The organism is Planktothrix sp. FACHB-1365, assembly GCF_014697575.1.
GTDB lineage: Bacteria > Cyanobacteriota > Cyanobacteriia > Cyanobacteriales > Microcoleaceae > Planktothrix.
The window spans coordinates 1-19,762 of record NZ_JACJSC010000030.1 but is presented as its reverse complement, the minus strand read 5'-3'; the positions used below and the strand labels follow the sequence as shown (position 1 = coordinate 19,762).

Annotated in this window: 13 protein-coding genes; 5 read left to right on the top strand and 8 right to left on the bottom strand. The window is 40.6% G+C overall.

What is annotated here, in order from left to right; genetic code table 11:
* Window positions 1-63: 63 nt before the first annotated feature.
* Window positions 64-1,557 carry a tetratricopeptide repeat protein gene (locus tag H6G57_RS23555; RefSeq protein WP_190523077.1) on the bottom strand — a complete coding sequence of 498 codons (1,494 nt, stop codon included), beginning with the start codon at window positions 1,555-1,557 and terminating at the stop codon, window positions 64-66.
* Window positions 1,558-2,195: 638 nt separating this feature from the next.
* Between H6G57_RS23555 and H6G57_RS23550 the strand changes: the two genes are divergently transcribed.
* Window positions 2,196-2,555: a hypothetical protein gene (locus tag H6G57_RS23550; RefSeq protein ID WP_190523075.1), complete on the top strand. Its 360-nt coding sequence runs from the start codon at window positions 2,196-2,198 to the stop codon at window positions 2,553-2,555.
* Between the two features lie 70 nt (window positions 2,556-2,625).
* On the opposite strand, the gene H6G57_RS23545 is transcribed toward H6G57_RS23550, so the two are convergent.
* On the bottom strand, window positions 2,626-2,904 hold the full coding sequence (locus H6G57_RS23545; protein ID WP_190523073.1) for a YggT family protein: 279 nt from the start codon (window positions 2,902-2,904) through the stop codon (window positions 2,626-2,628).
* 214 nt (window positions 2,905-3,118) lie between these two features.
* On the opposite strand from H6G57_RS23545, the gene psbX reads away from it, so the two are divergent.
* Window positions 3,119-3,238, top strand: a complete 120-nt coding sequence (gene psbX / locus H6G57_RS23540) for a photosystem II reaction center X protein (RefSeq protein WP_083617394.1) — start codon at window positions 3,119-3,121, stop codon at window positions 3,236-3,238.
* 201 nt (window positions 3,239-3,439) lie between these two features.
* Entirely contained in the window at window positions 3,440-4,273 is an 834-nt protein-coding gene (locus tag H6G57_RS23535) for a Ycf66 family protein (protein WP_190523071.1), read from the top strand.
* A gap of 213 nt (window positions 4,274-4,486) precedes the next feature.
* Here H6G57_RS23535 and H6G57_RS23530 read toward each other — a convergent pair whose 3' ends face one another.
* Window positions 4,487-4,918, bottom strand: a complete 432-nt coding sequence (locus H6G57_RS23530; RefSeq protein ID WP_190523069.1) for a GNAT family N-acetyltransferase — start codon at window positions 4,916-4,918, stop codon at window positions 4,487-4,489.
* Window positions 4,919-4,993: 75 nt separating this feature from the next.
* Window positions 4,994-6,190: a lipid-A-disaccharide synthase gene (gene lpxB, locus H6G57_RS23525; RefSeq protein WP_199314429.1), complete on the bottom strand. Its 1,197-nt coding sequence runs from the start codon at window positions 6,188-6,190 to the stop codon at window positions 4,994-4,996.
* A gap of 290 nt (window positions 6,191-6,480) precedes the next feature.
* Between lpxB and H6G57_RS23520 the strand changes: the two genes are divergently transcribed.
* The gene (locus H6G57_RS23520) at window positions 6,481-8,973 is read left to right on the top strand and encodes a VIT domain-containing protein (RefSeq protein ID WP_242049073.1); all 2,493 of its coding nucleotides are present in this window, start codon (window positions 6,481-6,483) and stop codon (window positions 8,971-8,973) included.
* A gap of 5 nt (window positions 8,974-8,978) precedes the next feature.
* The gene (dusA, locus tag H6G57_RS23515) at window positions 8,979-9,971 is read left to right on the top strand and encodes a tRNA dihydrouridine(20/20a) synthase DusA (protein ID WP_190523065.1); all 993 of its coding nucleotides are present in this window, start codon (window positions 8,979-8,981) and stop codon (window positions 9,969-9,971) included.
* Window positions 9,972-10,054: 83 nt separating this feature from the next.
* Here dusA and H6G57_RS23510 read toward each other — a convergent pair whose 3' ends face one another.
* From H6G57_RS23510 to H6G57_RS29575, 4 genes are all read right to left on the bottom strand, one after another.
* Window positions 10,055-11,044: a mechanosensitive ion channel family protein gene (locus tag H6G57_RS23510; protein ID WP_190523063.1), complete on the bottom strand. Its 990-nt coding sequence runs from the start codon at window positions 11,042-11,044 to the stop codon at window positions 10,055-10,057.
* Between the two features lie 97 nt (window positions 11,045-11,141).
* The gene (locus H6G57_RS23505; protein ID WP_190523061.1) at window positions 11,142-11,882 is read right to left on the bottom strand and encodes a GNAT family N-acetyltransferase; all 741 of its coding nucleotides are present in this window, start codon (window positions 11,880-11,882) and stop codon (window positions 11,142-11,144) included.
* Window positions 11,883-11,920: 38 nt separating this feature from the next.
* Window positions 11,921-12,742 (bottom strand): sulfotransferase, encoded by an 822-nt coding sequence (locus tag H6G57_RS23500; RefSeq protein ID WP_190523058.1) that lies wholly within the window; start codon window positions 12,740-12,742, stop codon window positions 11,921-11,923.
* 76 nt (window positions 12,743-12,818) lie between these two features.
* Window positions 12,819-19,762, bottom strand: a 6,944-nt coding sequence (locus H6G57_RS29575) for a hypothetical protein (protein ID WP_190523056.1), incomplete at its 5' end; no start/stop codon positions are given.

The window sequence follows — 19,762 nt, the reverse complement described above, 5'->3', positions numbered from 1 at the left end:
TACGAATAGGGTGCGTGCGCTGTGGGGAGCGAAGCGAAGGATCACGCACCCTATTGTATTGGGTTAACTTTCATCTTCATCGGGTTGCAGTTCTTTTGCTTTTTCAAAGGCTGCAACGGCTTCTTCAGTTTGCCCTAACTCTTGCAAAGTTAGACCCAGATTATACCAGACATCTGCATCATTAGGTTGCAATTCCAGAGCTTGATTAAAAGAAATTAAGGCTGCTTCTAATCTCCCTAAATTGAGTAGAGAAAATCCTCGATTATACAACGCATTAAAATAGTTGGGTTCTAATTCAATGGCTTGTTGATAACAGTCTAATGCTTCTTCTAATCTCCCTAAATCCGATAACACGTTTCCGCGATTATTCCAAACATAGGCATCATTCGGTTCTAACTCCAGAGCCAGTTCATAGGATTGTAAGGCTTCTTCAACTCGTCCTAAAATCTCTAAGATACTGCCGCGATTATTCCAAGCATCAGCATATTCTGGATGCAGTCTAATCGCTTGTTCAAAGGAGTCTAATGCTTCTTCAAGTCGGTTTAAACTTTTGAGAGTATTACCCCGATAAAACCAAACATAAATATGATCGGGTTGGAGTTGAATTGCTGTATTAAAGGATAGTAAAGCAGCTTCAAAATCTCCGGCTTCGTCTTGTTGAATTCCTTGTTCAAACCATGTCTCCACCTCAGAGGGAGTTTCCTGAATAATTTGGGGTTCTTCCAAGGGAATTTCCGATTGATAATTAACAGAAGGTTCCTGAATAATTTGGGGTTCTTCCAAGAAAATTTCCGATTGATAATTAACAGGAGGTTCTTCAATAATTGGGTTTTCTTCCGGTAGAATTTCCGATTGATAATTAACAGGAGTTTCCTCAATAATTGGGGTTTCTTCCAAAGGAATTTCCGATTGATAATTAACAGGAGTTTCCTCAATAATTGGGGTTTCTTCCAAAGGAATTTCCGGTTGATAATTAACAGGAGGTTCCTCAATGATTTGGGGTTCTTCCTCCGTTGAGACGGTTACTCCATCTTCCAGAAATTCCGCATCAATAATGGGATAAACCCCAACATTTTCTGAAGGTTGTGCAGCAGAGGGAACCGTTACCCCATCACCCGCAAATTCCGCATCAATAATTGGATAAGCTTCTCTGATATCTGAAGCTTTTGACTCTGTTTGTGGAGCTATTTGTTCCAAAATACTTGTACCAATGCGTCCTGAAACATCTCCTATTTCTCCTATTTCCAAACTCGCTAACAGTAACATTCGTCGTGCGAGTTCTTCATGTTGGCTAGGTGTTTGTAGGAGTCGGGTTCCAAAGCGTTGTAACCAAGCCACTAACTCCCCTTCTTGAACTTTATTCCCAATCAACCAGCCTTTAACTTGTCCCCGACTAGCGCCTTGTTGCACTGTGTCCAAGAGTTGCAGAAACAGTGCTTCATATTCCGTATCTGTCCGAGTGGGAAGGGCTTCGGAAGTTGGGGATGGAGGAGAGGGCTGTTTCCCAAACAGGCGTTGAATCAGTCGTTTGAAAAATTGAATAATTCGGCGTAACATAAATAGGCTTAGACAATAGAGTTGTTATGAAGATTCAGGGCAAAACCCCCAAGATATCGGACATAATACACCTTTTTGATTCAGCCGTTTAATCCAATCCTTCTCTAATAATATTAAAAGCTTACAATCTCGCCCTCTGGGGTCAATAGGCCACTACGTCAAAGTTAAGTAAATTCTCGGATGTTCAGGGTCGTTGTGTTGTTATCAGAAAAATGGGTTTAAAACCCTGTCCTTCTAGGAGGGCTTTATATTGGGTTGTCTATTGACATCCAATGGTGCTACGATTTCGGATAACAGGAACGGTAAATAACCTGTCTAAAAACCTAGTTGCCTAAGGGTAAAACGCACGCTCACCTTGACAAGTGAATCTATGCGGTTCTACTGCACAGTTCTAGTTTTCCCCAGCAGTGGGTAAAAGATTCAGGGGAACTAGACGACCAGTTTTTAAACAAAAAAGAACTCGCAGTTATGCGAATAGGGTAGGGCATATCCAAATTTACGCTGGGGGAGAATCCCACCTCTGGTTAAAGCACTGCAAGGTACTTTGATTAAGTGGTTTCATTGAACCCAGAATCCCCAAGCCTTTAGGCACCGGGAGTGTCAAAAACTCAACTATGATTTCTACCGGATTGTCACCCATGTTGAAATTTAGAGTATTAATTGGACTAACCCTGCTACTGAGTTTATTTGCAACTGGAGCGAAAGCCCAGACTCAAAGTGTAAAATTCACTCTCGTTAACGGTACCAGCCGAACTTTAGAATCATTCTATGCTTCGCCTCCAAGTACCAGTGATTGGGAAGAAGATATTTTGGGAGTTGATGTTCTTCCCCCAGGAGAGTCAACGGAAATCACGATTGATGATGGCCGTGAAGATTGCAACTATGATTTCAAAGGGGTATTAGGCCCTAGTGATGATGGCAGCGTTGGACGAGGTGCTTTAATTCAATCGGCAGTGAATGTCTGCGATGGTGGGAGTTACACCTATTACGAAAATTAGGACATTTGCAAAAGGCAAGAGCTAGATAGAAAACAAGATGGGTTGAGTTCCCAGCCTTTTACAGGGGTTGTTAAAGCATTCTTAATAAACCCTGTTGACCGAGGAGTATTTCCCGCAGCAGACTGAAAATCCCCACCCAGATAATCGGGGTGATATCTACACCTCCCAAAGGAGGAACGATTTTACGGGTGACGACTAAAAAGGGTTCTGTCGGCCAAACAATCAAGTTGAAGGGAAAACGCTGTTGATTGACTTGGGGATACCAAGTTAGGACGATTCTGAAAATAAACAAAAACGTCATTAAACCTAGAATTAAGCCTAAACCCCACATTAAAATGGTTGTATTCATAAGATGAGACAAAATATTTTAAGTTTTGTTACTGCTTCTGAGATTAATTTTAACGGTTTTGGGGTATTTTCTCAGAAACCGGGGAATGGCTGCCCCAGATTTTAACCGAAAACTGGATTAACTCAGAATTATCGCCTTTCTAGGACGATGGAGTGTCAAGTATTGTTAAAATAGTAGACCAAGAAATTATTCTAAGACAAGGATCGCATTTGTTATGACACCTTCATTGATGAACTTTTTCTATAGTTTGCTGGCTGGAATTCTGATTGTGGTGATTCCCGCTACCGTCGGTCTGATTTTTATCAGTCAGAAGGATAAAGTCATTCGTTCCTAGACTGACTCTCTGGAGACAAGTCTTGGTACACTTGCCAAAATCCTTGTTAAACCGATAAACTTAGGGGCTAAGAAGTCAGAACTTAATCTGAATCCCTAGCCCCTCCTGTTTATTTTGCCAACAATACGCATCCACAAGTGCCGATCAGTAGAGATTCTCAAGAGAACTCGCTAAGATAGGACTGGCATAGGAGAACGAATAATGGTTAATTTAGGTTTAAATTTCAGCAGCTTAGTCGGGATTATGCTCGCGGTTGCTGGTGCTGGATTATATTTCCTGCGTTCCTGGCGTCCAAAGCTGGCACGGGATCATGATATTTTCTTTGCGGCCATCGGGTTACTCTGTGGCGGAATTCTGCTCTTTCAGGGATGGCGACTTGATCCCATTCTAGCGTTTGGCCAATTTTTATTAACGGGAAGTGCGATTTTCTTTGCGGTGGAAAGTATTCGCCTCCGAGGAATTGCTGTTGTCCAAGCCAAAGAACGAGCTCCGATTGTGGACGATGAACGCTATGTCAGTAACGTTTATCGGGTCGATGCAGAATTAGACGAACTCGAACCCACCGACGAATATATGCCCATGGCTCGTCAAATTCGCGGGAGTCGGGATACTCGTTTAAGTAGAGCCGATAGCTATGACGATGATGCTGTCCGTCGGCGTCCCTCTAGCCGCAAAAATAGCAGTGTTGACTATCCTCCGGTAGAAGATCGTCCTCGCAAGCGTCGTCCCCGTCCTGAATCTCGTCCTGACACTGCATCTGACTGGGGAGAACCCCCCAGAGAACGGGAAGAAAGATCGGCTAGAAAGCGTCCTAACCGTCCTCCCGCATCACCTTCAGTAGAGAAAGAGGATTGGGAAGTTTCTGAAACACCCCGTTCTCGTCGTCGTCCCTCCTCTTCTTCTTCTTCTTCTTCTTCAGAATATCGTTATTCTGAAGATCGCAATCGCAACACAAATTCAACTGATTATGTTGAATATCGACCCGTTGACTATTCCGATGATGAGGTTGATAGTCCTTCCAATTTTGAAAAATAAATTTCATCTTGTAGGGAACAGGGAATAGGTTTCAATATCAGTTTATTTATGCTTGAGGAATGAGGCTTCTGTCTGATTCCTATTTTTTTATCTATAGCGCTACTTGAAGAGGGAACAGCTTAACTGGGAACACCGAACAGTAAGAAGTGAAAGGGTTTCAGGATTTGGAAATGTCCTAACTGTAATGCGTAGCGCTATATTCCCTAGTTTTTCTTAAAATTCTTGATAATGAGTTGAGGTTTCTAAGCTCATTAATTTGACACTATCGGATGAATGAAAGCCTAATTTTTCATAAAAAGGAACCATTTCAGGTAAACACATTAATAGAAAGGCTTCAACATCTTTTAAAGTGGGATGAGTTAGAATTTCATCGATTAATTTTTTCCCTAATCCTTGATTTTGATAGGAACTCTTGACTAAAACATCCCAAATTAAGGCTCGATAGGTATAATCTGTTAAAACTCGCGTAAATCCGATTAATTTCTGGGTATCAGAGTCTACTAGACCGATTATAATATCGGAGTGATTTAGCATTTTTTGAATGTCTTTTGAGGTGCGTTGATGACTCCACCATCCTTGTTTATAAAGTTGCTCTAAATCTTGTACTTGGCTTGGGGTTAACTCTTGAACTACGATAATAGGCAAGGGAATTTTCCTCCTAAATCGTTTATTGATTACTATTTTACAGCAATTCGGTAAAAAATAAAAATTAAGGGTTGCTTACTGAGAGAGACTCTTAAGAATTTCTAAAGCCGCGCGATCGCACACTCCCTCCTCTCCTAACGCTTGTTTCATCTGTTGATACTGATTTAACATTTCTTGTCGTTTTTGTTGATTTGTTAATAATTCTATCGCCTCTTGAAGGATATTTTCGGGAGTGGCTTTTTCTTGTAATAATTCAGGAACAATGGCTTGCATTTGCACTAAATTAGTCGGGGACATAAACGGAATCGAAAATTTCAGGAAATGACGAGCAACCCAAGCCGTTAAAGCACTGACTCGATAAACGACAACTTGGGGAACCTTTAATAAGGCAATTTCTAAGTTAACGGTTCCTGATTTTGTAATGGCTAAATCGGCGGCAGATAACACTTCTAAGGTTTGATAGTAACTCGATGTAGTTGAAACTAAAACGGCATTCAGTTGATAGTTTTTTATAGCTGTTTCAATCGCTATTTTATAGTCAGGTAAAGATAAGGGAATCCAAAATTTTACCTGGGGTATTTTAGCTTGAATTTGTTGAGCCGCTTCAAATAATATGGGCATTAAATATTTAATTTCTTGCCATCGAGAAGCCGGAAGTAAAGCGATCGCAATTTCATCCGGTTGAATGCCTAATTTTCGGCGAGATTCTTCACGACTTGGAGCCATTTTCATTCGATCTAATAAAGGATGACCTACCCATGTCACCTTCGCACCTTTTGATTGAAAATAACGTGCTTCTTCAGGAAAAATGGCAAGAATACGATGCGTTAGTTTAACAATTTGTGCTGTACTGCGAGAGCCGATTGACCAAACCCATTCCTGCGGTGCAATATAATAAAAAATAGGAATTGTTGGCAAGTTATGTTTAATAAAATTCCCTATCCCAATATTTGGCCCCATATAATCAATTAAAATCACTAAATCAGGAGGATGCTCTTTTAAATAGTGTTTGACTTGTTTTTGCATCAAATAGGTCGGGATAATATAGGGGATAGATTCTAAAATTCCAACGGAACCAATTCCTGTGGTATTCCCTAATAATAGTGCTCCTGCGGCTGCCATTTTTTCTCCCCCTAATGCTATAATTTCTATTAATATTCCTGCCTTTTTAGCTTGTCTGAATAAAGCTTCAATTAACAGTGATCCTTGTAAATCACCGGAAACTTCTCCGGTACTTATAAAAATCCGAATAGGGAGAGTGTTGTGAAGCATAGGAAATCAATAATTTATTCTGAGAAAACGTACTATAGAAATTCTATTCCTAACCTAAGTTTCAATTATAGGGGTTTACTGACCTGATCCAGAGTTTAATTTTAAATTTGAGCAAGGATATAGGACAAAACACGATAGAATCATGAATTGTAGGTGCAAGCTGTAGCTGTCCCTACAGGAGTCTTCTGAATGCTAAAAAGTAATGTAGCTCAGGAACGTTTATGATCCTTATTAGGTCTTAGTTTATAGACCTGATTCATATTGTAACTTAAATAATGGCAGTCTTATTCATGAACTCTTTATTGACTTTAGCAAGACTTTCTTGGGGAATTCTGATTTTTAGCGGTTTCAATTTTATCGGGAATACTTCTCCCACATTGGCGAGTCCCGTTCAACAGTTGGAACAGCAATCTTCAACGTTAAAATTAGCACAACTTCCTCAACAATTATCTGAGAAACCTGTAGGAGGATTATATGTTCAATCTTCTACTCAAACTCAAGTTTTTCCCCTCAAAAAAACCCAGGTTAACGCTAAAATTTCAGGAAATCTTTCTGAGGTAGAAGTTTCTCAAACCTTTGAAAATCCGTTTAAAGAACCTTTAGAAGCGATTTATGTGTTTCCCCTTCCTGATCAAGCCGCTGTTGATCAAATGGTGATTAAAATTGGCGATCGCACGATAAAATCGAGAATTGAAACCAAAGAAGGCGCGAGAGAAATCTATCAACGCGCTAAAGATCAAGGTCGCACCGCAGCTTTATTAGAACAGGAACGAGATAATATTTTTACTCAGTCTGTAGCCAATATTCAACCAGGTGAGCAAATATCCGTAACGATTCGCTATATTGATCAGTTAAAATTTGAAGGGGGAGATTATGAATTTGTGTTTCCGATGGTGGTTGGCCCCCGTTATATTCCGGGTCAATTAATTGATAAAAATCAACCCAATACCAATCAAGTCCCCGATGCAGATCGGATTACACCGCCTATTATTGATCCCAATACAAAATCAGAGCATAAAATTCAAGTAGATCTTGAAATTGATGCAGGGATTCCTATTGAAAATGTTCGTTCAACTTCCCATAAAATTATTACCCAACAACAAGGAAATCGAGTTTTTGTGCGTTTAGATGACTCGGATCAAATTCCGAATAAAGATCTAATTCTAAGATATCAAATTTCAGGAGAAAATACAAGGGCAACGGTATTAACAGAAGCTGATCAACAGGGGGGACATTTTGCTACTTATCTGTTACCTGCAATTCGTTATAATCCCAATCAAATTATTCCCAAAGACGTTATCTTTTTAATGGATACTTCCGGTTCCCAAGAAGGTGAACCCTTAACAAAATCCAAAGAATTAATGAAACGGTTTATTCAAGGATTAAATGCTGAAGATACCTTTACCATTATTGATTTTGCAAATACGACGAATACGTTATCCGAAACTCCCTTAGAAAATACTCCTGCTAACCGAGAAAAAGCACTCAATTATATTAATCAATTAGAAGCGAATGGCGGTACAGAATTATTAAATGGAATTCAATCGGTGATGCGTTTCCCTTCTCCTCCAACGGGTCGGTTACGCAGTATTGTTTTACTGACTGATGGTTATATTGGGAATGATCAGGAAGTTATAGCAGAAGTACAAAATAAACTTAAACCCGGAAATCGGTTTTATTGTTTTGGGGTGGGAAGTTCAGTTAATCGATTTTTATTAAATCGTTTAGGAGAAATGGGACGAGGAACAGTACAGATTGTTCGTCAAGATGAACCCACCGAAACCGTCGTCGAAACCTTTTTTAAACAGATTAATAATCCCATTTTAACCGATATTGAAATCAGTTGGCAAGGGGAAGGATTAAAACCGGAAATTTACCCCATCACCTTATCAGATTTATTTGATAATCAACCTTTAGTCTTATTTGGACGTAAATTAGATCGACGCAATGGGTTATTAAGAATTACAGGAACAACAGCCAACGGCGATCGCTATGAACAAACCCTACCTGTTAATTTTCCAGCCGTTAATACGAACGAATCTGGTAATATTGCCATTGCTAAATTGTGGGGACGAGCTAAAATTAAAGAACTGATGAATCAAATGTTTTCTGGGGAAACAAAATCAGGAGTTGACGCAGTAACACGCACCGCTTTATCCTATCAATTACTATCAAATTATACCGCATTTGTAGCCGTAAGTGAAGAAGTTCGAGTTGATCCAAATGGAACCCGTCATACCGTTGAAGTCCCGATAGAATTACCCGAAGGTGTCAGTTATGAGGGCATTTTTGGGACTCCCGAAACTCCTCAAGTTCAATCTCCAACTTCGATGGCTATTGGACGAGTGCGTTCAGCATCGGGTTACAATAATTATAGTAGTCAACGAAGCCCAGAACTTGCGCCTGCACCCTCTCCATTTCAAGGTGCAGATAGACTCGATACAAGGCTAAATGCTGCTCGAAATACCGCTTCTACCATTGCAGTCATTCAAGTAACAGGAATCAGCGATCGCACCCTTTTAGAACACTTAAATCGTTATTTACAGGGGTTAAATTTACCAATTCCTATTAATGGAAAAATCAGTTTTGAAATGATTGTTGATCAAGGTAATGTCCAACGGGCAATTTTTGATGACCTTGACTCTAATTTTGATTTAGATGATAATCAAAAAGAAGCGATCATTATTGATCAGATTCGGCGATCGCTGTTAACTTGGCAACCTCCAACTTCAGTTAGTGGAAAGATCAAAATAACCTTAGAATTAAAAGCAACAAAATCCTAAATTTCATGAACAATCTGAGATCAATTTCAACCTTAAATCAAAGCTATCCCCTCAGTATTGCCCCCATGATGGATCGCACCGATCGCCATTATCGTTATTTTATGCGACAAATCACCAAGCGAACGTTACTTTATACTGAAATGGTGACAACCGCAGCGATTTTGCATGGCGATCATGAAAAATTATTGAGCTTTTCTCCCGAAGAAAAACCCTTAGTTTTACAGTTAGGAGGAGATAACCCGAATCATCTTGCGACTTGCGCTAAAATAGCAGAAGATTGGGGATATGATCAGGTTAATTTAAACGTTGGGTGTCCGAGTGATCGGGTTCAGAATGGCAATTTTGGGGCTTGTTTAATGGCGCAACCCGAATTAGTTGCACAAGCCATAGAAGCCATGCAAAAAGTTGTTCAAATACCCGTTACCGTTAAACATCGAATTGGCATTGATGACCGGGATAGTTATGAAGATATGGCGGATTTTGTTAGAATTGTTTCTGAAGCCGGATGTCAACAGTTTACGGTTCATGCTCGTAAAGCGTGGTTACAAGGTTTAAGTCCAAAAGAAAATCGCACTATTCCCCCATTACGCTATCAAGAAGTACATCAATTAAAACAAGAATTCCCCCATTTATTGATTGAAATTAATGGGGGGTTTAAAACCTTAATAGAAGTTAAAGAACAATTGCAATTTGTGGATGCAGTTATGATAGGACGGGCTGCTTATGATCACCCCTATTTATTTGCTACTGTGGATCAAGAAATCTATGGAGAAAAAACACCCCCTCTGACTCGCCGAGAAATCATAGAATCGATGTATCCTTATATTGAATATTGGTTACAAAAAGGGGTAAAATTAAATAGTATTACTCGCCATTTATTAGAGATATTTGCAGGACAACCGGGAACAAAAGCTTGGAAACGATATATTAGTGAAAATGCTCATCTTCCGGGTGCTGGGGTAGAAGTTCTTCAGCAAGCTTTAGAGAAAGCAAATTAACGAAATCGTAGGGGCGAGGTTTCCTCGCCCTTATTAACCCAGGGAATAAGAGGGTTTGGAAACCAAACCCCTACAATCAAATATTATTCTGTTTTAGAATTGCCATTTTGTTGAGATTGTAATTCGATTAATTTTCGTAAAGAACCTCCAATACTTCGTGTTTGGGGAACTTCACCTTTTCCGGCTGGCCATCCTTCCCGTTGTCGAGAACGGTTGCCATCATTTTCTTCAGTTTGGTCATGAAATAGAATAACTTGAGTCGGAAATGCTAAGTCAATTCCCTGAGAAACCAGCTTATTTTTAATCGCTGTTAACACCTTATCTTGTAAGTCTAAAGCATCTGCTCGACGGGGAGGTTGAATCCACCAACGTGCTCGAATATTGACGGTACTTTCAGCTAAATCCACAACAATTGCATCAGGTTCAGGTTGTTGTAATACCCCTTCCGTTTCGCCCATAGCTTCTAATATTAACCGTCTTGCTTGTTCAATATTATCTCCATACCCAATACCAACATCGTATTCTAAACGACGGTTATCAAAGGCAGTATTCACGATAATTGAATTTGTAAATAGTTCTGAATTAGGAATCACAATTCTACGACCATCATAGGTTCTAATCGTTGTTGCTCTCGTTTGAATATTTTCGACAGTTCCCTCAAAATCCTTAAACACAATTTGATCATTAATTTGGAAGGGTTCAGTTAATAAAATCAAAATACCCGCCAAGAAATTCTGTAAAATATCTCGAAAGGCGAACCCAATTGCTACCCCACTAATACCCAATAATTGAACTAAATCTCCCGCTTTCAAAGAAGGAATAATAATCGATAATGCGATAAATAAACCGACCAGAACTGTTGTTCCTTGTGCTAATCGTCCTAAAACTAACCCTAAATTACGAGCATGGCGACGATTTTGAGTAAAACGTCTCACCATCTGTTTAATTGTTCTAGCAATAAACAAGAAAATAAAGAAAACAATAAATGCTAAGACAAGATTCGGTAAGAGAATGATAAAATCATTAATCATCTCCTGTACCTTATCCCAAGCAGTTGATATTTCAGCACTCATAAGACATTTGAACTCATCCGTCATTATTAATGTTAGTCAAATTGAGTGGAATTAAAATCTATCTAAGGTTGGTAATTGCGACAACACTCTAAAACAATTAAGAACTTATTCGTTTAAGTGTTCCTGATTTAGCAAAATAAGGTTGATTTTCTGATGGGGAAATACGACCCAGACCCGGAATTTTTGATTCATCAGGAGGAGGAAGGGGTGCTGTTAAAGGTTGGGTAATATCACGTCCGACTAATCGTTTAGATAAACGAGAAATCCGAGGATTTTGTCGCATCTGAGTTTCATTCATGCCATAAATGTGCAGATCAACATATTGTTGACTCACAGGATCATATAAATGTTCTTTCATGATGCCTTCTAATTGAAATCCTGTTTTGGTTAAAACTGTATGGGCGGGATGATTATAACCATAACTATAGGCATAAAAACGATGTAAATGATAGGCATTAAAAATTAAATCTCCCATTAATATACAACTCTCAATTCCATAGAAAATAGAACGATATTTTTCTTCAAAAATTCCAATTAACAGTTCAGCCCTTTTATGGAGAGCGCTATAGTCGGCGGCGGCAATAATTCCAATTATGCCATGATGTTTATGAATCATTAAACATTCTAAATAACCACTTTCAGCAGGTGTTAAACGGGATCTTGTGATTAATTTTTCTCTAACTTCTTCTACGGTTTTTGCTGTATCATTCAAACGAAATAAACGCATAAACTCATAACAAGAATACATTTTTTCAAATAGAAAATCAGCATCATCTGGAGTTGTGCGTTTGAGGGTTAGAGAACATCCTTGATGCAGAATGAGAGGATTTAAAGTCATAGCGTTATAGCAGGGAACAGTTAACAAAACATAGAGAATTACAATAAACCGGGGTAAAACGTTTGATAAAACCAAGTAAAATTCTGTTTAATTGTGGTTTCAAAACGCTTGGGTAGCGGATAATTAATTAATGGCTGATGGGGATTGTAAGGTTCTTCGACATATTTACCAAAAGACTGAGAATAATTAGATAATTCAAAATGAATTAAGGTTAAATTCGGTGTAATGGGTTGGAGGTTTAACCAGGTGAATAATTCTGTTAACACTTCTTGAGGATTTGTCATTAAATGCTCGTAAACGACATAAAATAACCGATCTTGTAAACTAATTTCTAAGTCTTGGATTTGTTCTAAAGCCTTGAGACCTGAACCGATAATCCCTGGAGGGATGAATAATTGTTGAGCGCGTTCTGCTCGTGAAAGAGAGGCTAATTTTTCAGGAAAATCTAATAGTAATGTTTTTTGATGTTGGGTTTCTATTGCTCCATAGATTTGACCTAATTCTCTGACAAAAACGACCATTTTAAAATTAGGATCAATTAAATGAACTAACTCTAAATGCTCCAACCATTGGGGATTAAAATCAACAATCCAAGGTTGAGAAATCGGTTCAGACCATCCGTTGATAAACCCTCTCATTCCTAAGAGTGATCGCTCCATTGTCCCCTGAAAGTCTTGATTTAATTGGTTAATTAATTCGGGGTTAGTGGTCAAAAAATCGCGAAAGTTCAGCAGTAAATCACAAAGAGGCGATCGCAAATAATCACTATGAATTTCAGGATGTTGAGCTAACAGTTGACTGACAAAAAACATCCCAGAGCAAGGGAGTCCGGTTAAATAAAGGTAACGATGATGAAGCATAAAACATTGTTGAAGTTGTTAGAAATTGTTAAAGAAACCCGATGTCTTGAAGAAACCGGGTTTCGAGATGTATTCGTTAATTAAGGGTAAAAGAATTGGCGGTAATTGAGTTAGCAGTAACACCGATTAAAGTGGCTAAAAGTTCATTATTAGCTGCGACTTGAATCAAGGTATTTCCGGCTTGAGTTCCACTCCCTTGCAGGATGGTAAGCTGATTAAAATTATAATTTTGGGTCAATTTTAACAGATCTTCACCTCCGACAAAATCTAGGATGATATCGCCATTTTCACCGGGATTTAACATAAAGATATCGGCTCCTTGACCCCCGATGAGGGAATCTGTTCCGACTCCACCATTAAGGGTATCATTGCCTAAATCTCCTGTGACTAAATCATTGCCGCTACTTCCATCTACAAAATCGTCGCCTTGACCGCCATGAATCAGATCGTTATCGTCGCCACCATAAAGGTTATCGTTCCCTGAACCTCCTGACAACAGATCATCTCCAGCATGACCAACTAACAAATCGTTTCCAGTTTCTCCAAATACCGTATCATTGCCTAAATCACCACTGAGGGTATCGTTTCCTAAACCTCCAAAAATCAGGTCATTGTCTTTACCGCCTCCCACCCAGTCTTCATCGCTACCACCATAAATTAAGTCGTTTCCAAGGAAACCATAAATCACATCTTGACCCTGATTTCCTGAGAGGAAATCGACTTCACCATAACCAAGTAAGGTATCCTGACCGACACCGCCACTGAGGGAGTTGGGACGCTCATCTCCTAAGAGCAGGTCATCGGGGGGGTTACTGGTGGGAATGGAGGTTAGATTTTTCTGAGCTATAAACTGTTCGATGGGGTCGCTCAGGGAGGGGGGATTAGTTGTTGTTGGGGTGGGAGTAGCGGTGTTAGTAGTTGTGGGACGCAGTTGATTGGTTGAGCTAACTCCGGTACTATTAATCACCTGCTGATTCGGGTCAATATTACCGTTATCAATGACGTTTCCTCCTGTGTCTGGATTGTTAGGGTCTATTGTGGGTTGGTCAATGACAGAGGTATCAATGGTAGCGGTGGCAATTTGAGTGGTTAAGGCTTCTCCGGTATTCTCCGCTACTACTTCATCAAAGGATTTTGTACCACTGAAGGCGGCGATTAAATCTTCTGTGACGCTGGTTTGAGCGACTTTTTGGGCTTGGAAGATGCCATCCGTGGTGGTGGCGGTGAGAATTTGCTGGTTGCTGGCGGCAATCACTTGGGATAATTGAGCCGCATTGGTGGTAATCGCCTCTAGGTTAATAGTATTGTCTGCTGGGTCTACCTCTGCTAACAAATTGTTTATATTACTAACTGTGTTAGTAATCAAAGTTTGAATTGCGTTGCTATCACTGAGATTGAAACTGCCACTTTGCAGGAGTTGGGCTAGATTCCCCGTCACCAGAGCATCTAAGCCATTACTGCTAACACCGATAACCGTTTGCAGGGAGTTACTGATTTGGCTAATCAGAGTTTGCACTGCCACCTGTGCCGCTAACACCGCTTTGCCTTCAGGAGAACCCGCTTGGGCTGCTGCGATGGGGTCAAAGGTAGCTAAATTAATGGTGCTGGGCAGTCCTAAAGCGGTTTTGACTTGGGTTTCGGATGCTTCTGGGGTGAGTCCTGTATCGACGAGGGCAGAAATCAAAGTGGTTAGAGGGGTAACGACCGTAGAATCGGGAAGTGCCCGCAATGTACCCGTAAAGGCTTGTCCGGTAATGGCATCGGTGCCGCCGACGACCACATATTCCCCTTCATCGAAGTCGAGAGTGCCATTGCTGTTGAGGTCGAAGTTACCCGCAATCTCCAGGGTGAAGTTACCCGCAGCATCGGTGGTTGCACCAGGTTCATCGCTATCTTGGGTGCGGTTGAAGTTGGTGTCTAGGAAGGCTGTGGCTCCAGAGATGGGGCCATCTAAAGCTTTGGCTTGGATGGTTTTGGAGATAGCTGCGGGGGTGGCAACTTTAATATCGCCACTGAACACAGCATCAGTGTTAAGGTTGGTTCCTTGAAAGTCTTGGGTATAGGTGTCTGCATTGGCGGCTAAGTTGCCTGCAAAGGTGGTATCGGTGCTAATGGTGACGGTTGGGGGTGCGGTGGGTAAACCTTGGCCATTGATTTTCTTTTGCTGCTCTATTGCGGCTTGGGAAAGGGCAAATATAGCTCCTCCGAGTCCCTGTCCATCATCAGTGGATATCCGGGATTCACGCCCCTGTCCACCCGCAGCAGAATTATTCTGAAAGCTAGAACTCCCTGTGACGGTAAGATTGCCATCCCGAATAAAGATAGCTCCTCCCATTCCTGCACCGCCGCCACCTGGGCCACCGCTGCCACCTTTGCCACCGTAGCTAACGTCGTTACCTTTGCTAACTTTGGTACTTTTGCCAATTTTGCCACCTTCGCCACCTTCGCCACCGCCGAAGCCACCTTGGCCACCTTGGCCACCTTGGCCACCGTCGAAGCCACCTTGGCGACCGTCGCCACCGTAGCCACCTCTGCCACCGCCGCCACCGAAGCCACCTGGGCCACCGTTGCCACCGTTGCCACCGTAGCCACCTTTGCCACCACCGTCGCCACCGTAGCCACCTCTGCCACCGCCGCCACCGAAGCCACCTGGGCCACCTGGGCTATCTTGGCCACCTTGGCTACTTTGGCCACCGCTGCCGAAGCCGCCATTATTAGCTGCTATATTCTGCAACCCAATACCACCACTAAACTGGTCATAGCCTCCTGTGTCATTACCCCCTATAGCCTGATTCCCCTCAAACTTCACCCCATCAACCGTGATATTCCCTTGATAAATAAACAGTGCCCCGCCCATCCCAGCACCGCCGCCGGAGTTCAAGCCATCGCCTCCCTTAGCAACTGCGTTTTTCAGGGTCAGGTTCTTAAACGTGACATCGAGAAATCCATTAACTCCCTTATCAGTGTGTTCCGGTTTCCCCCCATAGACGAAGAAGATGGGACGGTCATCTTTATCCGCTTTACCATTATTATTGTTATCCCCATTGATGGTATATCCTTGCCCATCAATGGTCATATCGCTATTAATCAAACTCCACATCCGAATCACATCACTGCCAAAATTCAGACGCACATCGGTGTTCAGTTTGATAGTATCGGCTCCAGGGGTTTTATTAGCTAGGTCTATCGCCCAACTCAGGGTTCCTTGGGTATCTCCCTTGCCGTTATCTAAAGCTTGGGTGACGATAATATTATCCAAAAGAACTGCATTGGTTGAGTTACTATAAACGGTTTCTGGTGTCCCTAGTCCATCGGTATAACTTACTTTGACCTGTACCTTTTTCCCCACTTGGGCTTGAGATAAGATCAAAGTATTATTCGTCGCTCCACTAATATCTGTCCAAGTCACTCCATTATCGGCGGACTCTTGCCATTGATAATTAAAAGTACCTAAACCATCCGCATCCGCTAAGGTATTTTCTGTGACGGTTAAACTTTTTTGATTTTGGGTCACTGTACCCGTAATATTAACTGTTCCTGTAGGAGCATCATTAACATTAGTAACAACAGAAGTCGGACTACTATTAACAGTTTCTATTGTCTCTAGTCCATCGGTATAACTAACTTTTGCTTGTACCTTTTTCCCAACTTGTGCTTGAGATAAGGTAAAAGTATTATTAGTCGCTCCATTAATATTAGTCCAGTTGACCCCATTATCAGATGACTCTTGCCATTGATAATTTAAGTATTCTAAGAAACCATCCGCATCTTCTAAGTTATCAGTTGCGGTTAAAATTTGGTTTTGTTCGGGTGTACCCGTAATATTAACTGTTCCTGTAGGAGCATTATTCAAAAGTGCAGCCACCACAGAAGTTGGACTACTATTAACGGTTTCTTGTGTTCCTAATAGGTCAGTATAACTTACTTTTGCTTGTACCTTTTTCCCAACTTGTGCTTGAGATAAGGTGAAAGTATTATTAGTCACTCCATTAATATCAGTCCAAGTCACTCCATTATCGGCAGACTCTTGCCATTGATAATTTAATGTTCCTAAACCATCCGCATCCGCTAAAGTATTGGTGGCGGTTAAAATTTGGTTTTGTTCAGGTGTTCCTGTAATATTAACTGTTCCTGTAGGAGCGTCGTTAATATTAGTAACGGTAGCTGTGGAGTTACTATTAACCGTTTCTGCTGTTCCTAGTTTATCGGTATAACTAACTTTTACCTGTACCTTTTTCCCCACTTGTGTTTGAGATAAGGTGAAAGTATTATTAGTCGCTCCACTAATATTAGTCCAAGTAATTCCATTATCTGCTGACTCTTGCCATTGATAATTAAACGTTCCCAAACCATCAACATCCGCTAAGGTATTAGTGGCGGTTAAGGTTTGATTTTGTTCGGCTGTACCCGTAATATTAACATTCCCTGTAGGAGCATTATTCAAAAGTCCAGAAACCACAGAAGTCGGACTACTATTAACCGTTTCTGGTGTCCCTAATAGGTCAGTATAACTAACTTTTACCTGTACCGTTTTCCCCACTTGTGCTTGAGATAAGGCAAAAGTATTATTAGTCGCTCCACTAATATCAGTCCAGGTGACTCCATTATCGGCTGACTCTTGCCATTGATAATTTAATGTTCCTAAACCATCCACATCCGCTAAGGTATTTGTGGCGGTTAAGGTTTGGTTTTGTTCAGGTGTACCCGTAATACTAACATTCCCTGTAGGAGCATTATTCAAAAGTCCAGAAACCACAGAAGTCGGACTACTATTAACCGTTTCTGCTGTCCCTAATAGGTCAGTATAACTAACTTTTACCTGTACCGTTTTCCCCACTTGTGCTTGAGATAAGGCAAAAGTATTATTAGTCGCTCCACTAATATCAGTCCAGGTGACTCCATTATCGGCTGACTCTTGCCATTGATAATTTAATGTTCCTAAACCATCCACATCCGCTAAGGTATTTGTGGCGGTTAAGGTTTGGTTTTGTTCAGGTGTACCCGTAATACTAACATTCCCTGTAGGAGCATTATTCAAAAGTCCAGAAACCACAGAAGTCGAACTACTATTAACAGTTTCTGCTGTTCCTAATAGGTCAGTATAACTAATTTTTACCTGTACCGTTTTCCCAACTTGCACTTGAGATAAGGTCAAAGTATTATTAGTCGCTCCACTAATATCTGTCCAGGTAACTCCATTATCGGCTGACTCTTGCCATTGATAATTAAACGTTCCTAAACCATCCGCATCTGCTAAGGTATTGGTGGCGGTTAAGGTTTGATTTTGAGTTGCTGTCCCCGTAATATTAACTGTTCCAGTGGGTAAGTCGTTAATATTAGTAACGGTATTTGTGGGTGAACTATTAACCGTTTCTGCTGTTCCTAGTCCATCAGTATAACTAACTTTTGCTTGTACCTTTTTCCCAACTTGCGCTTGAGATAAGGTGAAAGTATTATTAGTCGCTCCATTAATATTAGTCCAGGTGACTCCATTATCTGCTGACTCTTGCCATTGATAATTTAATGTTCCTAAACCATCAACATCCGCTAAGGTATTCGTTGCAGTTAAAATTTGATTTTGTGTCGCTGTCCCTGTAATATTAACTGTTCCTGTAGGAGCATTATTCAAAAGCGCAGAAACCACAGAAGTCGGACTACTATTAACAGTTTCTGCTGTTCCTAATAGGTCAGTATAACTAATTTTTACCTGTACCGTTTTCCCCACTTGTGCTTGAGATAAGGTGAAAGTATTATTAGTCGCTCCACTAATATCTGTCCAAGTCACTCCATTATCAGATGACTCTTGCCATTGATAATTTAATGTTCCTAAACCATCAATATCCGCTAAGGTATTGGTTGCAGTTAAAATTTGGTTTTGGGTTGCTGTTCCTGTAATATTAACTGTTCCTGTAGGAGCATTATTCAAAAGTCCAGAAACCACAGAACTCGGACTACTATTAACTGTTTCTGCTGTTCCTAATAGGTCAGTATAACTAACTTTTACTTGTACCTTTTTCCCAACTTGTGCTTGAGATAAGGTCAAAGTATTATTAGTCGCTCCACTAATATTAGTCCAAGTAACTCCATTATCAGATGACTCTTGCCATTGATAATTTAATGTTCCTAAACCATCAACATCTGCTAAGGTATTTGTGGCGGTTAAGGTTTGGTTTTGTTCAGGTGTACCCGTAATACTAACATTCCCTGTCGGTAAGTCGTTAACGTTAGTAACGGTATTTGTGGGTGAACTATTAACAGTTTCTTGTGTCCCTAGTCCATCGGTATAACTCACTTTGACTTGTACCTTTTTCCCAACTTGTGCTTGAGATAAGGTGAAAGTATCATTAGTCGCTCCACTAATATTAGTCCAAGTAACTCCATTATCGGCTGACTGTTGCCATTGATAATTAAACGTTCCTAAACCATCAACATCTGCTAAGGTATTGGTTGCAGTTAAAATTTGGTTTTGTGTTGCTGTTCCTGTAATACTAACATTACCTGTAGGAGCATTATTCAAAAGTCCAGAAACCACAGAAGTCGGACTACTATTAACTATTTCTGCTGTTCCTAATAGGTCAGTATAACTAACTTTGACCTGTACCTTTTTCCCCACTTGGGTTTGAGATAAGGTGAAAGTATCATTAGTCGCTCCACTAATATTAGTCCAAGTAACTCCATTATCTGCTGACTCTTGCCATTGATAATTTAATGTTCCTAAACCATCTGCATCTGCTAAGGTATTGGTTGCAGTTAAGGTTTGGTTTTGTTCCGGTGTTCCCGTAATACTAACATTACCTGTAGGAGCATTATTCAAAAGCCCAGAAACCACAGAAGTCGGACTACTATTAACTATTTCTGCTGTTCCTAATAGGTCAGTATAACTCACTTTTACCTGTACCTTTTTCCCCACTTGGGTTTGAGATAAGGCAAAAGTATTATTAGTCGCTCCACTAATATCTGTCCAGGTGACTCCATTATCGGCTGACTCTTGCCATTGATAATTTAATGTTCCTAAACCAT

What these genes read in the sequence shown, in the direction of transcription:
- H6G57_RS23555 (WP_190523077.1), bottom strand. Translation starts at nt 1,557, where the DNA reads ATGTTACGCCGAATTATTCAATTTTTCAAACGACTGATTCAACGCCTG.
- H6G57_RS23510 (WP_190523063.1), bottom strand. Translation starts at nt 11,044, where the DNA reads ATGAGTGCTGAAATATCAACTGCTTGGGATAAGGTACAGGAGATGATT.
- psbX (WP_083617394.1), top strand. Translation starts at nt 3,119, where the DNA reads ATGACACCTTCATTGATGAACTTTTTCTATAGTTTGCTGGCTGGAATT.
- H6G57_RS23550 (WP_190523075.1), top strand. Translation starts at nt 2,196, where the DNA reads ATGTTGAAATTTAGAGTATTAATTGGACTAACCCTGCTACTGAGTTTA.
- lpxB (WP_199314429.1), bottom strand. Translation starts at nt 6,190, where the DNA reads ATGCTTCACAACACTCTCCCTATTCGGATTTTTATAAGTACCGGAGAA.
- H6G57_RS23505 (WP_190523061.1), bottom strand. Translation starts at nt 11,882, where the DNA reads ATGACTTTAAATCCTCTCATTCTGCATCAAGGATGTTCTCTAACCCTC.
- H6G57_RS23500 (WP_190523058.1), bottom strand. Translation starts at nt 12,742, where the DNA reads ATGCTTCATCATCGTTACCTTTATTTAACCGGACTCCCTTGCTCTGGG.
- H6G57_RS23535 (WP_190523071.1), top strand. Translation starts at nt 3,440, where the DNA reads ATGGTTAATTTAGGTTTAAATTTCAGCAGCTTAGTCGGGATTATGCTC.
- H6G57_RS23545 (WP_190523073.1), bottom strand. Translation starts at nt 2,904, where the DNA reads ATGAATACAACCATTTTAATGTGGGGTTTAGGCTTAATTCTAGGTTTA.
- dusA (WP_190523065.1), top strand. Translation starts at nt 8,979, where the DNA reads ATGAACAATCTGAGATCAATTTCAACCTTAAATCAAAGCTATCCCCTC.
- H6G57_RS23520 (WP_242049073.1), top strand. Translation starts at nt 6,481, where the DNA reads ATGAACTCTTTATTGACTTTAGCAAGACTTTCTTGGGGAATTCTGATT.